Source organism: Brevundimonas sp. UYEF29, assembly GCF_040546195.1.
GTDB classification, from domain to species: domain Bacteria; phylum Pseudomonadota; class Alphaproteobacteria; order Caulobacterales; family Caulobacteraceae; genus Brevundimonas; species Brevundimonas huaxiensis.
This window is the reverse complement of the sequence record NZ_JBEPNH010000004.1, coordinates 27,499-42,754: the sequence shown is the minus strand read 5'-3', so window position 1 is coordinate 42,754 and position 15,256 is coordinate 27,499. Positions and strand designations below refer to the sequence as shown.

Here is a 15,256-nt window from a genome sequence, read left to right as displayed (position 1 = left end):
CTTGGCAAGTTTCAAACGCGATCCGCCCTTGTTGTCGGCTGGATTCGGGCGTTAGCGTGTAACGCCGACCGTATGGCGAGGGGTCGTGGGTCGGCGCGTACAGGGGACTATCGCATGAACAGACTGATCTGCCTCGCGGCCATCGCCGCGATGCTGGGCGCGCCCGTGGCGGCGCTGGCCCAGGAAAGCGGGACCAACAGCAGCAGCAACAATGGCGGGGGCGCCGCGATGCGATCCGCAACCGACCGGTTCCGCAACGCCAACGCCGAGGCGATCGAAAAGGATTGGGCGCGCGCACCGGTCGAGGAGACCGAGGTCACGACGGCCCATTCGGTCAACGCCCACGGAAAGACCCTGCGATACAAGGCGACGGCGGGCACGCTGACGATCCGCGACGATGCGGGGATGCCGACCGCGAGCTTGTTCTACACCGCCTATACGCTGGACGGTCAGCCCGTCGGAACGCGGCCGGTGACCTATCTCTACAACGGCGGACCAGGCTCGCCGACCGTGTGGCTGCATATGGGCTCGTTTGGGCCGATGCGGGTCCAGACCGATGAGCCGACCGTGGTGCGGCCGGCGCCCTTCGCCTTTGGTCCGAACGACATGACCTTGCTGGATCAGACGGACCTGGTTTTCATCGACATGGTAGGCGCGGGCTTCTCGCGTCCGTTGGGCGAGACGCCGGGTTCGACCTTCTGGGGCGTGGACGGAGACGCCGACGCCTTCGCCCGCGCCATCATGCGCTACACGACCAAGTTCAGCCGTTGGTCCAGCCCGAAATACATCATCGGCGAATCCTATGGCACGCTGCGCACCGGTGCGGTGGCGTTCCAGCTTGAAGATCGCGGGATGTCGCTGAACGGCGTGGTGCTGCTGTCGTCGATCATGAACTATGGCGTGCGTCAGCCAGGCTATCCGCAGAACTTCGTCACCCTGTTGCCGACCCATGCGGCGACGGCCTGGTATCATTGCAAGCTGGCGAACCCGGCCCCGACGGTCGAGGAACAGGTTCAGCGGGCACGCGACTTCGCATTGGGGCCGTATGCCTCGGCCCTGGCCAAGGGGCACATGATCTCTGACGCCGAGCGCGCGGACATCGTGCGTCAGATGAGCGACCTGACCGGCCTGTCGACCACCTTCATCGACAACGCGAATATGCGCGTGGACCTCGGCGCCTTCCGCAAGGAACTGCTGCGCGACCGGCGCCAGACGATCGGGCGGCTGGACACCCGCTACATGGGTCTGGATGAGGATGCGGCGGGCGGCGAGCCGGAGGATGATCCGTCCAGTTCGGCGGTGACGGGCGCCTATTTCGGCATCTTCCGCGACTATGTGGCCAATGAATTGAACTACAAGACCGACGTCGAATACCGAATGTCGGCGCGGGGCCTGCCGGGCTTCAACTGGAACTGGAGCCACCGTCCGCCGGTCGGAGGGCCGCAAACCACGCCGAATACGGCCATCGATCTGGCCACGGCGATGCGACGCAATCCGTATCTGAAGGTCATGTCGCTGAACGGCTATTACGACGCCGCCACGCCCTTCTTCTCGACCGAGTTCGACTTGGCGCAAATGATGCTGGAGCCCAGCCTGCGGCCGAACCTGGAGTTCACCTACTATGAGGGCGGGCACATGATGTACCTCAGCCACGACGCCTTGGTGAAGCTGCACGCCGACCTGTCGCGCTTCTACGCCGAGACGGCGAACGGCGGGGCGCGGTAAGCCCCGCGCAACTTGGGAGCGGCTTAGGCCGCTTCCAGTTGTCCGCAGACGAAGGCGACTTCGCCGGCGTTGAGCAGGGCGGCCAAAACTGGCTCGGCGTTCTCGGGCGCCACGATCAGGATGAAGCCGACGCCGCAGTTGAAGGTGCGGCGCATTTCGTGGTCGCTGATGCCGCCGGTTTCGGCCAGCCACTGGAAGACGGCGGGCATGGGCCAGGCGTTCCAGTCGAAGCGGGCCTGCAGACCCTCGGCGATGCAGCGGGGCGGGTTTTCGATCAGGCCGCCGCCGGTGATGTGGGCCGCGCCCTTGACCAGGCCCGCCTTCATGATCGGCAGGACCGGCTTCACATAGATGCGGGTCGGCTCCATCAGGGCCTGGGCCAGCGAACGGTCCTTGGCGAAGGGGGCGTCGTCGCCCCAGCCGAGGCCCGACTTCTCGACCACCTTGCGCACCAGCGAATAGCCGTTGGAGTGCGGGCCGGTGGAGGCCAGGCCGATGATGACGTCGCCGGCCGCCTGACGATCCAGATAGGGCAGGGCGTGGCCGCGCTCGACGGCGCCCAGGCTGAAGCCGGCCAGGTCGTAGTCGCCCTTGGTATACATGCCCGGCATTTCGGCGGTCTCGCCGCCGACCAGGGCGCAGCCGGCCTGGCGACAGCCCTCGGCGATGCCGGCGACCACGCGGCGGGCGGCGTCGATCTCAAGCCGGCCGGTCGCGTAATAGTCGAGGAACAGCAGGGGCTCGGCGCCCTGGGCCAACAGGTCATTGACGCACATGGCGACCAGGTCGACGCCGACGCCGTCGTGACGGCCGGTCTCGATCGCGATCTTCAACTTGGTGCCGACGCCGTCCGTGGTGGTGACGATCAGCGGGTCTTGGAAGCCGGCGGCCTTGAGGTCGAACAGGGCGCCGAATCCGCCCAGCGAAGGCTCCGATCCGGGGCGCGCCGTCGATTTCGCCAGCGGCTTGATATGTTCGACCAGCATTTCGCCCGCGTCGATGTCCACGCCCGCATCGGCGTAGGTCAGACCGTTTTCGAGAGGCTTTTGGGTGTCGCTCATGGGATCTCGGGCCTGAATCGGGGCGGAAATGCAGCGCGGCTCTTGCCACAGGTAGGATGCGCGGGGCTATAGCATCGGAATGACGCCGATCACCACCACCGAGGCGCTGGCCGATTTTTGCGCCCGCGTAGCCAACGCTCCCTTCATCACGGTCGACACCGAGTTCATGCGGGAAACGACCTATTGGCCGAAGCTCTGCCTGATCCAGGCGGCCTCTGCCGATCACGCAGCCATTATCGACCCGATGGCGGAGGGGCTGGATCTGGAGCCGTTCCTGGAGCTGTTGCGCGACGAGAAGATCGTGAAGGTCTTCCACGCCTGCCGACAGGACGTGGAAATCTTCGTGCGCCTGGGAGCCATGCCCAAGCCGATGTTCGACACCCAGGTCGCCGCCATGGCCGCCGGGTTCGGCGAGCAGGTCTCCTATGATTCGCTGGTGCGGCAGATGCTGCGTATCGAGGTGGACAAGGGCAGCCGCTTCACCGACTGGGCGCGCCGGCCGTTGTCGGACAACCAACTGGTCTACGCGCTGGGGGACGTGACCCATTTGGCGGCGCTTTATCCCAAGCTGCGCGACCGGCTGCAGAAGGAAGGCCGGCTGGAGTGGGTCATGTCGGAGATGGAGAGCCTGACCGATCCGGCCCTCTACGACACCAATCCTGAAAACGCCTGGAAGCGGCTGAAGCCCAAGAAGTTCTCGGCCAAATATCTGGCGGCGTTCAAGGCCGTCGCCGTCTGGCGCGAGCGGGCGGCGCAGGAGCGCGACCAGCCGCGCGGCCGCATCCTGAAGGACGAGGGCATCGACGAGATCGCCCAACAGACACCGACGGATGTCGAGGCCTTCAATCGCCTGCGCTCGGTGCCCAAGGGTTTTGGCGGTTCACGGCTGGGTCTGGAACTGGCCGAGGAGCTGAAGCGGGTTTTGGCCGATCCTGAAGCCTTTGCGCCCGAGATGGAGCGCCCCGCCCACCGCCAGCCGGCGCCGCCGTCCGTCGTAGAGCTGCTGAAGGTGCTGCTGAAGGCCAAGAGCGACAACGCCGGCGTGGCCTCCAAGCTGATCGCCACCGTGTCGGACCTGGAGAAGATCGCCATCAGCGACGACGCCGACATCGACGCCATGAAGGGCTGGCGCCGCCAGATCTTCGGCGAGGACGCGCTGAAGCTGAAGCGCGGCGAGATCGCCCTTGTGCTGAACGGCGCGCGGGTGGAAGTCGTCGAGATCGAGTAGGGTTTACAGGTCTCCTCCCCGCTTTGCGGGGAGGGGGACCACGGAGCGGTGTAGGGGCTGTTGAAGTCCCACAGGCGCCTGCGATGCGGCTTAGAACCCCTCCGTCACGGCGCTGAAGAAGCGCCGCGCCACCTCCCCACCAAGTGGGGAGGAGACTTCGAAATCAAATCTTCAGCCCCAGGTCCATCGCCTCGGCGAGGGCCTTGGCGCGCTTCCTGGTCTGTTCGCCCAACAGGACGTCGGCGTAGCCTTCGGTCGCGGTCAGGCGCAGGTCGCCGCCTTTGACCTTGGCGGCGGCGTTGGCCATCAACTGGGGTGAGCGCCCGGACAGGTCGCAGGCCAGACGGATCGCCAGGCCGATGGCGCGGGCGCGTTTGGCGGCGGCGGCGTCGAGCAGGCGGTCGATGACTTCGGGCTGAGGCGTGGCGGGCGCGCCGCCGTAGCGGGCGTTCATGGCGCTGGCCAAAAAGGCGCGTTCGGTGTGGCTGATGCCGGCGACGGGCGCGCGCAGCACCTGGTCGAAGACAAGCTCCAGCCGGTGATCGGGGTGCAGTCGGGCCCCCAGGTCCGCCAGACGGCAGGCGGCGCTGACCAGCACGGCGTCGCGTTTCTCGCCGAACACCTCGGGCAAGGCGGCGACGATTTCGGAAATCCAGCCGTTCAGCGCGCCGGGCAGGGCTGGAGCCACCCCCTGACGACCGCCCAAGGCGGTGCAGCCGGCCAGAAGCGGATCGGCCGTGCGCGTCGCCTCGTCCAGCGTCTCGAACAGCAGGCCCTCGCGCACGCCCCAGGCCGACATCTCGATCTGTCTGAGGCCGAGATGTTTGATCAACGCTTCGAGCACCAGGCCAGCGTAGGGCAGGGTCTCGGCGCGCTTCTTCGACACGCCGGGCAGTTTGGCCAGGCTGGCCGCCGACTGCTGCGCGACCAGACGCGCGGTCTCCAAAGCCTCATCCGCCAACATCTGATACTGATGCACGACTTTCAGCGGATAGGATTTCAAACCCATATGGACCTGGGCCAAGGTGCGCCAGGCGCCGCCGACGGCGTAGAGGCGCTCGCTCTTGAACTGGCCTGCGATCGGTTTCAGGGCCTGATCGATACGGCCCTTGATGCGCTCGGCGTCGAAGGCCTTGCCGTCAGCCAGCGCAAACGGACCCAGCGGCAGGGTCAGGCCGTTCTCGACGCCGTCTCCATTCAGCCGGGTCAGCTCCAGACTGGCGCCGCCCATGTCGGCCGAGACGCCGTGAGCCAGGGGGGCGCCGGCCAATACGCCCATGGCCGCATATTTGGCCTCTTCCTCACCCGACAGGACGCGGATCTGGAGGCCGGTCTCGGCGGCGACCCGCTCGCAGAACTCCGGCCCGTCCAAGGCTTCGCGCACGGCGGCGGTGGCGGCGATCAGGGTCGCGTCAGGCCGCACGCCTTCCAGAACGGCGGCGAAACGGCGCAGCGCCGTCATCGCCATGACCACGCCCTCGGGCGACAGCTTGCGCGTCGTCGGCAGGTCGCGGCCCAGGCCGGCCAGAACCTTCTCATTATAGACGGTCCAGATCGCGCGGCCTTCCAGCCGATACAGGACCAGGCGAACCGAGTTTGAACCGATGTCGATCGCGGCGATGTCGCGGTCGGTAAGCGCGATGTCGGGCATCAGCGGCCTGGACGCTCGTAACGCAGGACGGCGGGCAGGCTCTTGGCCTTGCGGCCGCGCCCGGACAGGCTGGGATTGGTCATGAAGTATTTGTGGGCCGAGAAGGGCCGCTCAGGATCGGCGGGGGTGACGCGTGTATAGCGTCCTTCGGCGTCCAGCACCCAGCTTTGTGCGTCGTCCTTCAGATTGGCGACCATGATCTGGTCCAGCACCTGATCGTGGACGGTGGCGTTGCGGATCGGCGTCATCAGCTCGACCCGGCGATCCAAGTTGCGGGTCATCCAGTCGGCCGAGGAGATGAAGACCTTGGCCTTGTCATGCGGCAGGTCCTTGCCGTTGGCGAAACAGACGATGCGGCTGTGTTCCAGGAAGCGGCCGACGATCGACTTGACCCGGATATTCTCCGACAGCCCTGGCACGCCGGGACGGAGGCAGCAGATGCCGCGCACGACCAGATCGATACGCACGCCCCACTGGCTGGCCCGGTAAAGGGCGTCGATGATCTCGACGTCGACCAGGGCGTTCAGCTTGACCCAAATGGCGGCGGGCTTGCCCATGGCGGCGGCCGACATTTCCTTGCCGATCAGTTCGATCAGCGTGGCCTTCATGTTCAGCGGCGAGACGACCAGGGCTTCGAGGTGGTCCGGCGTCGCATAGCCGGTGATGTAGTTGAACACCCGCGTCGCATCGCGCCCCAGGACGGGGTCGCAGGAGAACAGCGACAGGTCGGTGTAAACCTTGGCCGTCACGGGGTGATAGTTGCCGGTGCCGAAGTGGCAGTAGGTGCGCAGGCCCTCGCCCTCGCGCCGGACCACGACGCTGACCTTGGCGTGGGTCTTGTATTCGACGAAGCCGAAGACGACGTGGACGCCGGCCCGCTCCATCGCCCGCGCCCAGCGCAGATTGGCCTCCTCGTCGAAGCGGGCCTTCAGTTCGACCAGGGCGGTGACGTTCTTGCCGTTCTCGGCCGCCTCGATCAGGGCGGCGACGATGGGGCTGTCCTTGGAGGTGCGATACAGCGTCTGTTTGATGGCGATGACATTGGGGTCGCGCGCGGCCTGACGCAGGAACTGAACCACCACGTCGAAGCTCTCGAACGGGTGGTGGATCAGCAGGTCCTTCTCGCGAATGGCCGCGAAGACATCGCCCCCGTTGTCGCGGACACGTTCGGGATAGCGGGGCTCATAACCCTTGAACTTCAGGTCTGGGTGGCCGCCGGGGATCAGGTCCGACAGTTGGGCCAGGCCAAGCATGCCGTCGACCAGAACCACGTCCTGGGGCGCGGCCTCGAGCTCGCTGACGATGAAGTCGCGCAGATCGACAGGCATGGACGCCTCGATCTTGACCCGCACCACCGAGCCCAGACGACGCTGCTTCAGCGCTTCCTCGAACTCCAGCACGAGGTCTTCGGCCTCTTCCTCGATTTCGATGTCCGAGTCGCGGATCAGGCGCAGCACGCCCTTTTCCTGCACCTCGCAGCCGGGGAACAGGTGATCGATGAACAGCAGCAGCACGTTTTCCAGCGTGATGAACCGCTTGTGCCCCGGCGTGGAACGGCCGTCGGTCGGCAGTTCCCAGAACCGACGCACCTGGGTCGGCACCGGCACCAGGGCGTAGAAGGTCTTGGTCTCCCCCTTGCGCTTCAGCTTCAGCGCCAGGGAGAAGCCCAGGTTGGGCAGGAAGGGGAAGGGGTGGGCCGGGTCGATGGCGAGCGGCGTCAGGACGGCGAAGAGCTGGTTCAGGAACTCGGGTTCAAGACGCTCGCGCTCGGTTTTGGTGATCTTCTGGCGATCGACGATCTCGATGCCGGCGACGGTCAGCTCCTTCTTCAGCTGACGCCAGCGCAGCTGCTGTTCGGCCATCAGTTCGCCAGCGGCGATGTTGATCCGCTCCAGCTGTTCGGCAGGGGTCAGGCCGTCGGCGGACAGGACGCGCAGCCGTTCGCGCAACTGGCCCTTCAGGCCGGCGACGCGGGTCATGAAGAACTCGTCCAAGTTATTGGCCGAGATGGACAGGAACCGCAGCCGCTCCAGCAGCGGGTGATTAGGGTTGGCCGCTTCTTCCAGCACGCGTTCGTTGAACGCCAGCCACGAGGTTTCGCGATTGAAGAACCGGCTGGGCGAGGCCATCAGCTCTTCGCTCAGCGCCAGTTGGGGGGCGCGAGAGGCGGGAACCTCTTCGCCTCGGGTGTCGTCATGGATCGCGGCGTCGGTCATGACCCGGTTCTCGCGCGCGTGTGTGACGGCCGCAAGCGGGCGCCGAGAAAATGTCGCGGGTCAGTCGGCGGCGGCGTCCATGGCGTCCAGCACCTGACGCGCCAGAACGCGGGTGACCGGGCGGTGAAGGGCGTCCAGACATTCGACCACGGCGGCGGCGGTCTCGGCGGAGCGGTCCAGGCGGCGCACCAGATAGTCGATCACCTCGTCGGACGGGGTGATGCTGCGTTCGGCGAAGCGGGCGCGCAGGATGGCCGACAGGACCGCGTCGTCGGGCGCGGCGATGGCCACGGCGCGCACGGCGTCCAGCCGCGAACGCAGATCGGGCAGATCGACCGACCACTGGCGCGGGGCCGAGCGCGACACCAAAAGCAGGGCGCCCCCGCCGGAGTTGGCCAGGTTGATCAGATGAAACAGGCTTTCGTCGTCGGCGTCCGCAGCCCGGTCCAGCAGGACCGGCCGGCCTTCCAGTTCCAGCGGATCGATCAGCGCGGCCTCGGCGCCGTTCAGCGGCACGGCGCCGACCCGCTCGGCCCAGTCGGCGGCGAGGCGGCTCTTGCCCGATCCTGGGGGGCCGTGCAGCGCCAGCACCGCGCCCACGCCGTCGGGCCAGCGGGCCAGAACGCGCACGGCCTCGGCGTTGCTGTCGGACGTCACGAAGGCCTCGCCCGCAACCGGCCGCTCCAGCGGCAGACGCAGCTGTTCGGTCGTCGTCGGGGGCAGGGCGCTCAGCGCGGACATGCGCCTGTCATAGCAGAGCCCGGCGTTAACCGCGTCAGGCCCGCGCTGTTGGTTGCGGGGAGCGAACCGCGCCCCTGTGGATGAAATCAGGCGAATTCGACCAGGGCGGGGTTCAGCTTGCCGGCCTTGAACTCGATCACCGTGTAATCGGCCAGGCCGTGGACCTGGAACGGATCGTCCTTCAGCAGGGTCTCCAGCTCTTGCTTGGTCCCGCCGCTGCGCACCACCAGAATGCCGCCGGTGCGTGGGACCATCGGCCCGGCGGCGATGATCAGGCCGCTGGCGACATGCTGATCCAGCCACGCGCGATGCTCGACCGTCCGCTCCTCGATGGCTTCGATGGGCTGGGTGTAGGTGATGGTGACGATGAACATGGGGGCCTCGGGCGGGATGAAGCGTCAGATATCATGCGCGGCGGCAGGCTTTGCAACGGCTGAAACCTTGACTTTCCGGGGCGATGATGCGCCCTACGCCGCTTCGATTTCGGGCGCCGACGGCGTCGGATTCCACCGCCCAGAGACTCCAGACGGTTCGTTTCATGCACGCCTATCGCTCTCACACCTGCGGCGCCCTGCGCGCCTCTGACGCTGGTTCCGCTGTTCGCCTGTCGGGCTGGGTTCACCGCAAGCGCGACCACGGCGGTCTGCTGTTCATCGACCTGCGCGATCACTACGGCCTGACGCAGCTGGTTCTGCACCCCGAGACGCCGGGCTTCGCCGCCGTGGAGCGTCTGCGCGCCGAGAGCGTGATCAAGGTCGATGGCGAAGTGGTCGCCCGCGACGCGTCCGTGGTGAACCCCAACCTGCCGACCGGCGAGGTCGAGGTGCGCGTCCAGGGCGTCGAGGTGCTGTCGGAAGCCGCCGAACTGCCGATGCCGGTCTTTGGGGATCAGGAATATCCCGAGGATATCCGCCTGGCCAACCGCTTCCTGGATCTGCGCCGCGAGCGACTGCATAAGAACATCGTGCTGCGCTCCAAGGTGATTTCCTCGATCCGCCGTCGCATGGTCGATCAGGGCTTCCTGGAGTATCAGACGCCGATCCTGACGGCCTCGTCGCCGGAAGGCGCGCGCGACTTCCTGGTGCCGTCGCGACTGCATCCGGGCAAGTTCTATGCGCTGCCCCAGGCGCCGCAGCAGTTCAAACAGCTGCTGATGGTGTCGGGCTTCGACCGCTACTTCCAGATCGCGCCGTGCTTCCGTGACGAGGACCTGCGCGCCGACCGGTCGCTGGAGTTCTACCAGCTCGACGTCGAGATGAGCTTCGTCACCCAAGAAGATGTCTTCGCCGCCATCGAGCCGCTGATGCACGGCGTGTTCGAGGAGTTCGGCGAGGGCAAGCCGGTCTCGGCCATCGACGGCGTCCATACCTTCACGAACGACTTCGGCGAGACGTTCGAGCACAAGGGTTTCGAGCGCCTGACCTACGCCCAGTCGATGGCGTGGTACGGTTCGGACAAGCCGGACCTGCGCAACCCGATCAAGATGCAGGTGGTGTCGGATCACTTCCGCGACGGCGGCTTCGGCCTGTTCGCCAAGATCCTGGGCGCGGACGACAAGAACGCCGTCTGGGCCATTCCGGCCCCCACGGGCGGTTCGCGCGCCTTCTGCGATCGCATGAACAGTTGGGCGCAGGGCGAGGGCCAGCCGGGCTTGGGCTATATCTTCTGGTCCGAGGACCAGGGCGCCTGGGGCGGCCCGATCGCCAAGAACCTGGGCCAGGAACCGACCGAGGCCCTGATGTCGTCGCTGGGTCTGGGGCAGGGCGACGCCGCCTTCTTCGTCGCCGGCCTGCCTGCGACCTTCGCCAAGTTCGCCGGCCTGGCCCGCACTCGCGTGGGCGCCGAGCTGAAGCTGGTGGACGAAGACCAGTTCAAATTCTGCTGGATCGTCGACTTCCCCATGTTCGAATGGTCGGAAGAAGAGAAGAAGGTCGACTTCAGCCACAATCCCTTCTCCATGCCGCAGGGCGGGCTGGAGGCTCTGGAGAACCAGGATCCGCTGACCATCCGCGCCTATCAGTACGACATCGTCTGCAACGGCTATGAGCTGTGCTCGGGCGCCATTCGGAACCACAAGGCCGAGATCATGCTGAAGGCGTTCCAGATCGCCGGCTACGACGCTTCGGTGGTCGAGGAGCAGTTCGGCGGCATGTTGAACGCCTTCCGCTTCGGCGCCCCGCCGCACGGCGGCCTGGCCCCCGGCATCGACCGGATCGTCATGCTGCTGGCCGGCGAGACGGCCATCCGTGAGGTCATCGCCTTCCCGCTGAACCAGCAGGGCGAAGATCTGCTGATGAACGCCCCGACCGAGGCCGAGGAGCGCCAGCTGAAGGATGTCCACATCCGCACGGCCCTGCCGATCAAGGTGTGATCGGCGAGGTCTGATCAAAGACGAAAAGGGGGGACGCTTCGCGGCGTCCCCCTTTTTTGTGCTCGCGCCCAAGGCCAGCACGATTGCCTGCAACCGCTGACCGGGATTTACGTTCGGATCGGACGTTAATCTTTCGGCAACCAAATGCGACGCGCCATTCGACTGGGTATCTTCATCGGCACCGTGCTGGGCATGAGCGCCTGTGCGACCCAGTATGACGCCAACGGCCGGCCGGTTTCGGGCGCTTACGGCTCGGTCGAAGCCGGGCGAACGGGCTGAGCGCAAAGGAAAACGTGGCGCTGGTCGCGATCCTGCCCTAATGTAGCGTTGCGGACGCCGTCTGTCGCGCCGCGTCGGTCCCCAAAACCCCCTAGATGTTACTCATCGCTATTGCTGTCGTTCTGCTCCTGGTGGTGCTCAACGGCTTGTTCGCCATGACTGAATTGGCGGTTGTCTCCTCGCGGAAATCCAAGCTGCAGGCGAGGGCGGAACGGGGCGACCGGGGGGCCCGGGCGGCGCTGAAACTGTCGGAAGAACCGACTCAGTTCCTGTCCGCGGTCCAGGTGGGCATCACCCTGATCGGCATTCTGGCGGGCGCCTATGGTCAGGCGACCATCGCGGGCGAGCTGGATCGCATTCTGGAAGTCGCCTTCCCGGCGCTGGCGCAATACACCGAATTCTTCGCGACCGCCGTGGTAGTCGTGTGCATCACCTATGTCTCGCTGATCATCGGCGAACTGGTGCCCAAGCGCCTGGCGCTGATCTTCCCCGAGACGGTGGCGTCCAAGATGGCCAAGCCCATCTCGACGCTGGCGGTCGTGCTGAAGCCCTTCGTCCTGCTGCTGACCGCCTCGACCTCGGGCATTCTGAAGCTGCTGGGCGTCAAGGATCGCGACGGATCGGACGTGACCCAGGAAGAGGTGGCGACCATCCTGGCCGAGGGCACCTCGGCCGGTCTGATCGAACCGGAAGAGCAGGAGATGATCGAGGAGATCATGCGCCTGGGCGACCGTCCGGTGCGGGTGGCCATGACGCCGCGCCACGAGGTGTTCTGGATCGCCCTGGACGACCCCGAGGAGGTGGTGCGCGAGGAAATCCGCACCTGCCCTTATTCGCGCATCGTCGTGGCGCGCGAGAACGACGTCGATAATCCGCTCGGCCTGGTGCACAAGAAGGACCTGCTGGACGCCCTTCTGACGACCGGCAAGATCGATGTGGAGCCGCTGGTCGCCGAGCCGGCCTTTATTCCTCAGTCGACATCGGTGCTGAAGGCGCTGGAAATCCTGAAGGGCTCGCGGGTCCACATGGCCTTCATCGTCGACGAATACGGCGCCTTCGAAGGCGTGGTGACGGCGACCGACATTCTGGAGATGATCGCCGGCGACTTCGACGAGGGCCATGACGAAGAGCAGGCCTGGATCCATCAACGCGCGGACGGCACCTGGCTGGTGGACGGCCAGACCGACCTTGATGACCTTGCCGACACCCTGGGCGAAGACTTCGGCGAGCATGAAGGCTTCCACACCGTCGCCGGCCTGATTCTGCACCAGATCTCGCGCGTCCCGGACGAGGGCGAGGTGCTGCAGGTGGGTCGATTCGAGGTCGAGGTCGTGGATATGGACGACCGCCGTATCGACAAGCTGATCTTCAAGGAACTGGTGAAGGCCGAGGACGAGCGGGACGCCATCGCCGCGCATCTGGAAGACTGATCGCAAGTGTCACATCGCCCTTGAAATGGCGGGCGGTGTCGGGCATACGCCCCCCTCTGGCGAACGCACGGACCTCTCGGGTTTGCGCGGTAGTCTAGGAGTTTAGCTCAGCTGGTAGAGCACCGGTCTCCAAAACCGGGGGTCGTGGGTTCGAGTCCCCCAACTCCTGCCAATCCCCCCTGTCGCTTCCGGATGGGACTTCCCATCTGGGGCGACAGGAACAATTGTATGAAGAGCAACTGATGGCCAAGGCCAAAACTCCCGGCAAGCGGCCTCAAGGCAGCGCGAAGCCCCAGATGGGCGCCAAGCCTCAGGCGGCCGGCGCCGCCGCCATCACGGTCGATTCGCCCGAGCCCAAGAAGCCCCGCACCAGCCCCGGCCAGTTCCTGAGCCAGGTGCGCGCCGAAGGCCGCAAGATCGTCTGGCCCAGCCGCAAGGAGACCTGGATCACCTCGGTGATGGTCTTCATCATGGTCATTATCGCCTCGATCTTCTTCTGGATCGTGGACACTGGCCTGGGCTACGCCTTCCGCTACATCATCGCTCTCGGATCCTGAGAAAGACGTGCCCATGACCGATGCAGCGCCCGCAAAGCCCGCCAATCCGCGCCACAAGTGGTACATCGTCAACGCCTACTCGAACTTCGAGAAGAAGGTCGCCGAGCAGCTGCGTGATCAGGCCAAGCAACAGGGCCTGGAAGACGCCTTCTCCGAAATTCTGGTGCCGACCGAGGACGTCGTCGAGATCCGTCGCGGCCGCAAGGTGAACTCGGAACGCAAGTTCTTCCCCGGCTATGTGCTGGTGAAGATGGAAATGACCGACCAGGCCTATCACCTGGTCAAGAACACGCCGAAGGTCACGGGCTTCCTGGGCGCCGCGGGCGGCACCAAGCCGCTGCCGGTCTCCGAGCGTGAAGTTCAGAACATCATCGGCGCCGTGGAAGAGGGCGTCGAGCGTCCCAAGCCCACCATCCGCTTCGACATCGGCGAGAAGGTCAAGGTCATCGACGGCCCGTTCGCCAGCTTCGACGGTTCGGTCGAGAGCGTGGACGAAGAACACGCCCGCCTGCGCGTCGCCGTGTCCATCTTCGGCCGCGCCACGCCGGTCGAACTGGAATACGCCCAGGTGGAGAAGGTCGCGGGCTGAGGCTCACGCCCCTGTCGAGATTTAAGCCGCGTCCGAAAGGGCGCGGCTTTTTCGTTTCTGCGGCGAGGGCGGGGCGGTGCGTTGCCTTTCCATCCCCCCTCTGTTACACGCGCGCCTTCGCTCGGCGGGCCTTCGGTTCGTGGAGCGTCAAATCCGTGGGAGGCAGCCATGCCGCACCACGGCTCACCGGTCCCGGATCACGTCCGGGATCATTCATAGGAGAGACCAATGGCCAAGAAGATTCTCGGCTATATCAAGCTGCAAGTGCCGGCCGGTTCGGCCACGCCTTCGCCCCCGATCGGCCCGGCTCTGGGTCAGCGCGGCGTGAACATCATGGGCTTCTGCAAGGAGTTCAACGCGCGCACCGAGAAGGAAGCCAAGGGCACCCCACTTCCGACCGTGATCACCGTCTATCAGGACAAGTCGTTCACCTTCATCACCAAGACGCCGCCGGCGACCTGGTACCTGAAGCAGGCCACGGGCCTGAAGTCGGGTTCGAAGCTGGTCGGCCGTGAAGTCGCCGGCAAGATCACGCAGGCGCAACTGCGCGAGATCGCCGAAAAGAAGATGAAGGATCTGAACGCCAACGACCTCGACGCGGCGGCCAAGATCATCGAAGGCTCCGCCCGCGCGATGGGCCTCGAAGTGGTGGAGGGCTAAACCATGGCCAAGCAAACCAAGGCCTTCAAGGCCCGCACCGGCGTGACCCAGGACCTGCTGCCGTTCTCCGACGCCATTAAGCTGGCCAAGGAAAACGCCAAGGCCAAGTTCGACGAGTCGCTGGAAATCTCGGTCAACCTGGGCGTCGACCCGCGTCACGCCGACCAACAGGTCCGTGGCGTCGTCAACCTGCCGTCGGGCACCGGTCGTGACGTTCGCGTCGCCGTCTTCGCCAAGGACGCCAAGGCCGCCGAAGCCACCGCAGCCGGCGCCGAACACGTCGGCGCCGAAGATCTGTACGAAAAGATCGCCGGCGGCTTCATGGAGTTCGACCGCGTGATCGCGTCGCCGGACATGATGGCCCTGGTTGGCCGTCTCGGTAAGGTGCTGGGCCCGCGCGGCCTGATGCCGAACCCCAAGGTCGGCACCGTGACCCCGAACGTGGCCCAGGCCGTCAAGGACGCCAAGGGCGGCGCCGTGGAGTTCCGCGTCGAGAAGGCGGGCATCGTCCACGCCGGCATCGGCAAGGTCTCGTTCACCCAGGACGCCCTGGAAGCGAACGTGAAGGCCATCGTGGACGCCCTGGTGCGTTCCAAGCCGTCGGGCGCCAAGGGCACCTATGTGAAGCGCATCAGCCTGTCCTCGACGATGGGCCCGGGCTTCAAGGTCGACCCGGCCTCGCTGGGCGCCTAAGTCGAAAGACAAGCCACACTGAAGAACGGCGGGGAGCGATCCCCGCCGTTTTTTC

General features: G+C 65.8%; 14 protein-coding genes and 1 tRNA gene. 10 read left to right on the top strand and 5 right to left on the bottom strand.

Annotated elements, in window-relative coordinates; all coding sequences use genetic code 11:
• Nucleotides 1–114 precede the first annotated feature (114 nt).
• Entirely contained in the window at nucleotides 115–1,725 is a 1,611-nt protein-coding gene (locus tag ABIB58_RS08070; protein ID WP_354040189.1) for a S10 family peptidase, read from the top strand.
• Nucleotides 1,726–1,748: 23 nt separating this feature from the next.
• On the opposite strand, the gene purM is transcribed toward ABIB58_RS08070, so the two are convergent.
• Nucleotides 1,749–2,786 (bottom strand): phosphoribosylformylglycinamidine cyclo-ligase, encoded by a 1,038-nt coding sequence (gene purM / locus ABIB58_RS08065; RefSeq protein WP_354040187.1) that lies wholly within the window; start codon nucleotides 2,784–2,786, stop codon nucleotides 1,749–1,751.
• A 79-nt stretch (nucleotides 2,787–2,865) separates the two neighbouring features.
• Between purM and rnd the strand changes: the two genes are divergently transcribed.
• Nucleotides 2,866–4,014, top strand: a complete 1,149-nt coding sequence (rnd, locus tag ABIB58_RS08060; RefSeq protein ID WP_354040185.1) for a ribonuclease D — start codon at nucleotides 2,866–2,868, stop codon at nucleotides 4,012–4,014.
• Nucleotides 4,015–4,177: 163 nt separating this feature from the next.
• On the opposite strand, the gene ABIB58_RS08055 is transcribed toward rnd, so the two are convergent.
• From ABIB58_RS08055 to ABIB58_RS08040, 4 genes are all read right to left on the bottom strand, one after another.
• Entirely contained in the window at nucleotides 4,178–5,665 is a 1,488-nt protein-coding gene (locus tag ABIB58_RS08055) for a Ppx/GppA phosphatase family protein (protein ID WP_354040183.1), read from the bottom strand.
• Nucleotides 5,665–7,881 carry an RNA degradosome polyphosphate kinase gene (locus ABIB58_RS08050; protein WP_039243735.1) on the bottom strand — a complete coding sequence of 739 codons (2,217 nt, stop codon included), beginning with the start codon at nucleotides 7,879–7,881 and terminating at the stop codon, nucleotides 5,665–5,667. The genes ABIB58_RS08055 and ABIB58_RS08050 overlap by 1 nt, the downstream gene beginning before the upstream one ends.
• 60 nt (nucleotides 7,882–7,941) lie before the next feature.
• A complete protein-coding gene (locus ABIB58_RS08045) occupies nucleotides 7,942–8,622 on the bottom strand; it encodes a P-loop NTPase family protein (RefSeq protein WP_045810058.1) in 681 nt (226 codons plus the stop codon).
• Nucleotides 8,623–8,708: 86 nt separating this feature from the next.
• Nucleotides 8,709–8,996 (bottom strand): YciI family protein, encoded by a 288-nt coding sequence (locus ABIB58_RS08040; protein WP_045810057.1) that lies wholly within the window; start codon nucleotides 8,994–8,996, stop codon nucleotides 8,709–8,711.
• 164 nt (nucleotides 8,997–9,160) lie between these two features.
• Between ABIB58_RS08040 and aspS the strand changes: the two genes are divergently transcribed.
• From aspS to rplA, 8 genes are all read left to right on the top strand, one after another.
• Nucleotides 9,161–10,993: an aspartate--tRNA ligase gene (gene aspS / locus ABIB58_RS08035; protein WP_045810056.1), complete on the top strand. Its 1,833-nt coding sequence runs from the start codon at nucleotides 9,161–9,163 to the stop codon at nucleotides 10,991–10,993.
• A gap of 144 nt (nucleotides 10,994–11,137) precedes the next feature.
• Nucleotides 11,138–11,272, top strand: a complete 135-nt coding sequence (locus ABIB58_RS08030; RefSeq protein ID WP_255360388.1) for a hypothetical protein — start codon at nucleotides 11,138–11,140, stop codon at nucleotides 11,270–11,272.
• Between the two features lie 95 nt (nucleotides 11,273–11,367).
• Complete coding sequence (locus ABIB58_RS08025; RefSeq protein ID WP_185223951.1) at nucleotides 11,368–12,702, top strand: hemolysin family protein; 1,335 nt, start codon at nucleotides 11,368–11,370, stop codon at nucleotides 12,700–12,702.
• Between the two features lie 96 nt (nucleotides 12,703–12,798).
• Nucleotides 12,799–12,874 (top strand) — tRNA-Trp (locus ABIB58_RS08020).
• Between the two features lie 70 nt (nucleotides 12,875–12,944).
• A complete protein-coding gene (gene secE / locus ABIB58_RS08015; protein WP_017506693.1) occupies nucleotides 12,945–13,259 on the top strand; it encodes a preprotein translocase subunit SecE in 315 nt (104 codons plus the stop codon).
• Nucleotides 13,260–13,272: 13 nt separating this feature from the next.
• Nucleotides 13,273–13,848, top strand: coding sequence for a transcription termination/antitermination protein NusG (gene nusG, locus ABIB58_RS08010; RefSeq protein ID WP_017506694.1), 576 nt, complete (start codon nucleotides 13,273–13,275; stop codon nucleotides 13,846–13,848).
• Nucleotides 13,849–14,076: 228 nt separating this feature from the next.
• Nucleotides 14,077–14,508, top strand: coding sequence for a 50S ribosomal protein L11 (gene rplK, locus ABIB58_RS08005; RefSeq protein ID WP_008259841.1), 432 nt, complete (start codon nucleotides 14,077–14,079; stop codon nucleotides 14,506–14,508).
• A 3-nt stretch (nucleotides 14,509–14,511) separates the two neighbouring features.
• Nucleotides 14,512–15,201: a 50S ribosomal protein L1 gene (rplA, locus tag ABIB58_RS08000; protein ID WP_017506695.1), complete on the top strand. Its 690-nt coding sequence runs from the start codon at nucleotides 14,512–14,514 to the stop codon at nucleotides 15,199–15,201.
• The last annotated feature ends 55 nt before the right edge of the window (nucleotides 15,202–15,256 follow it).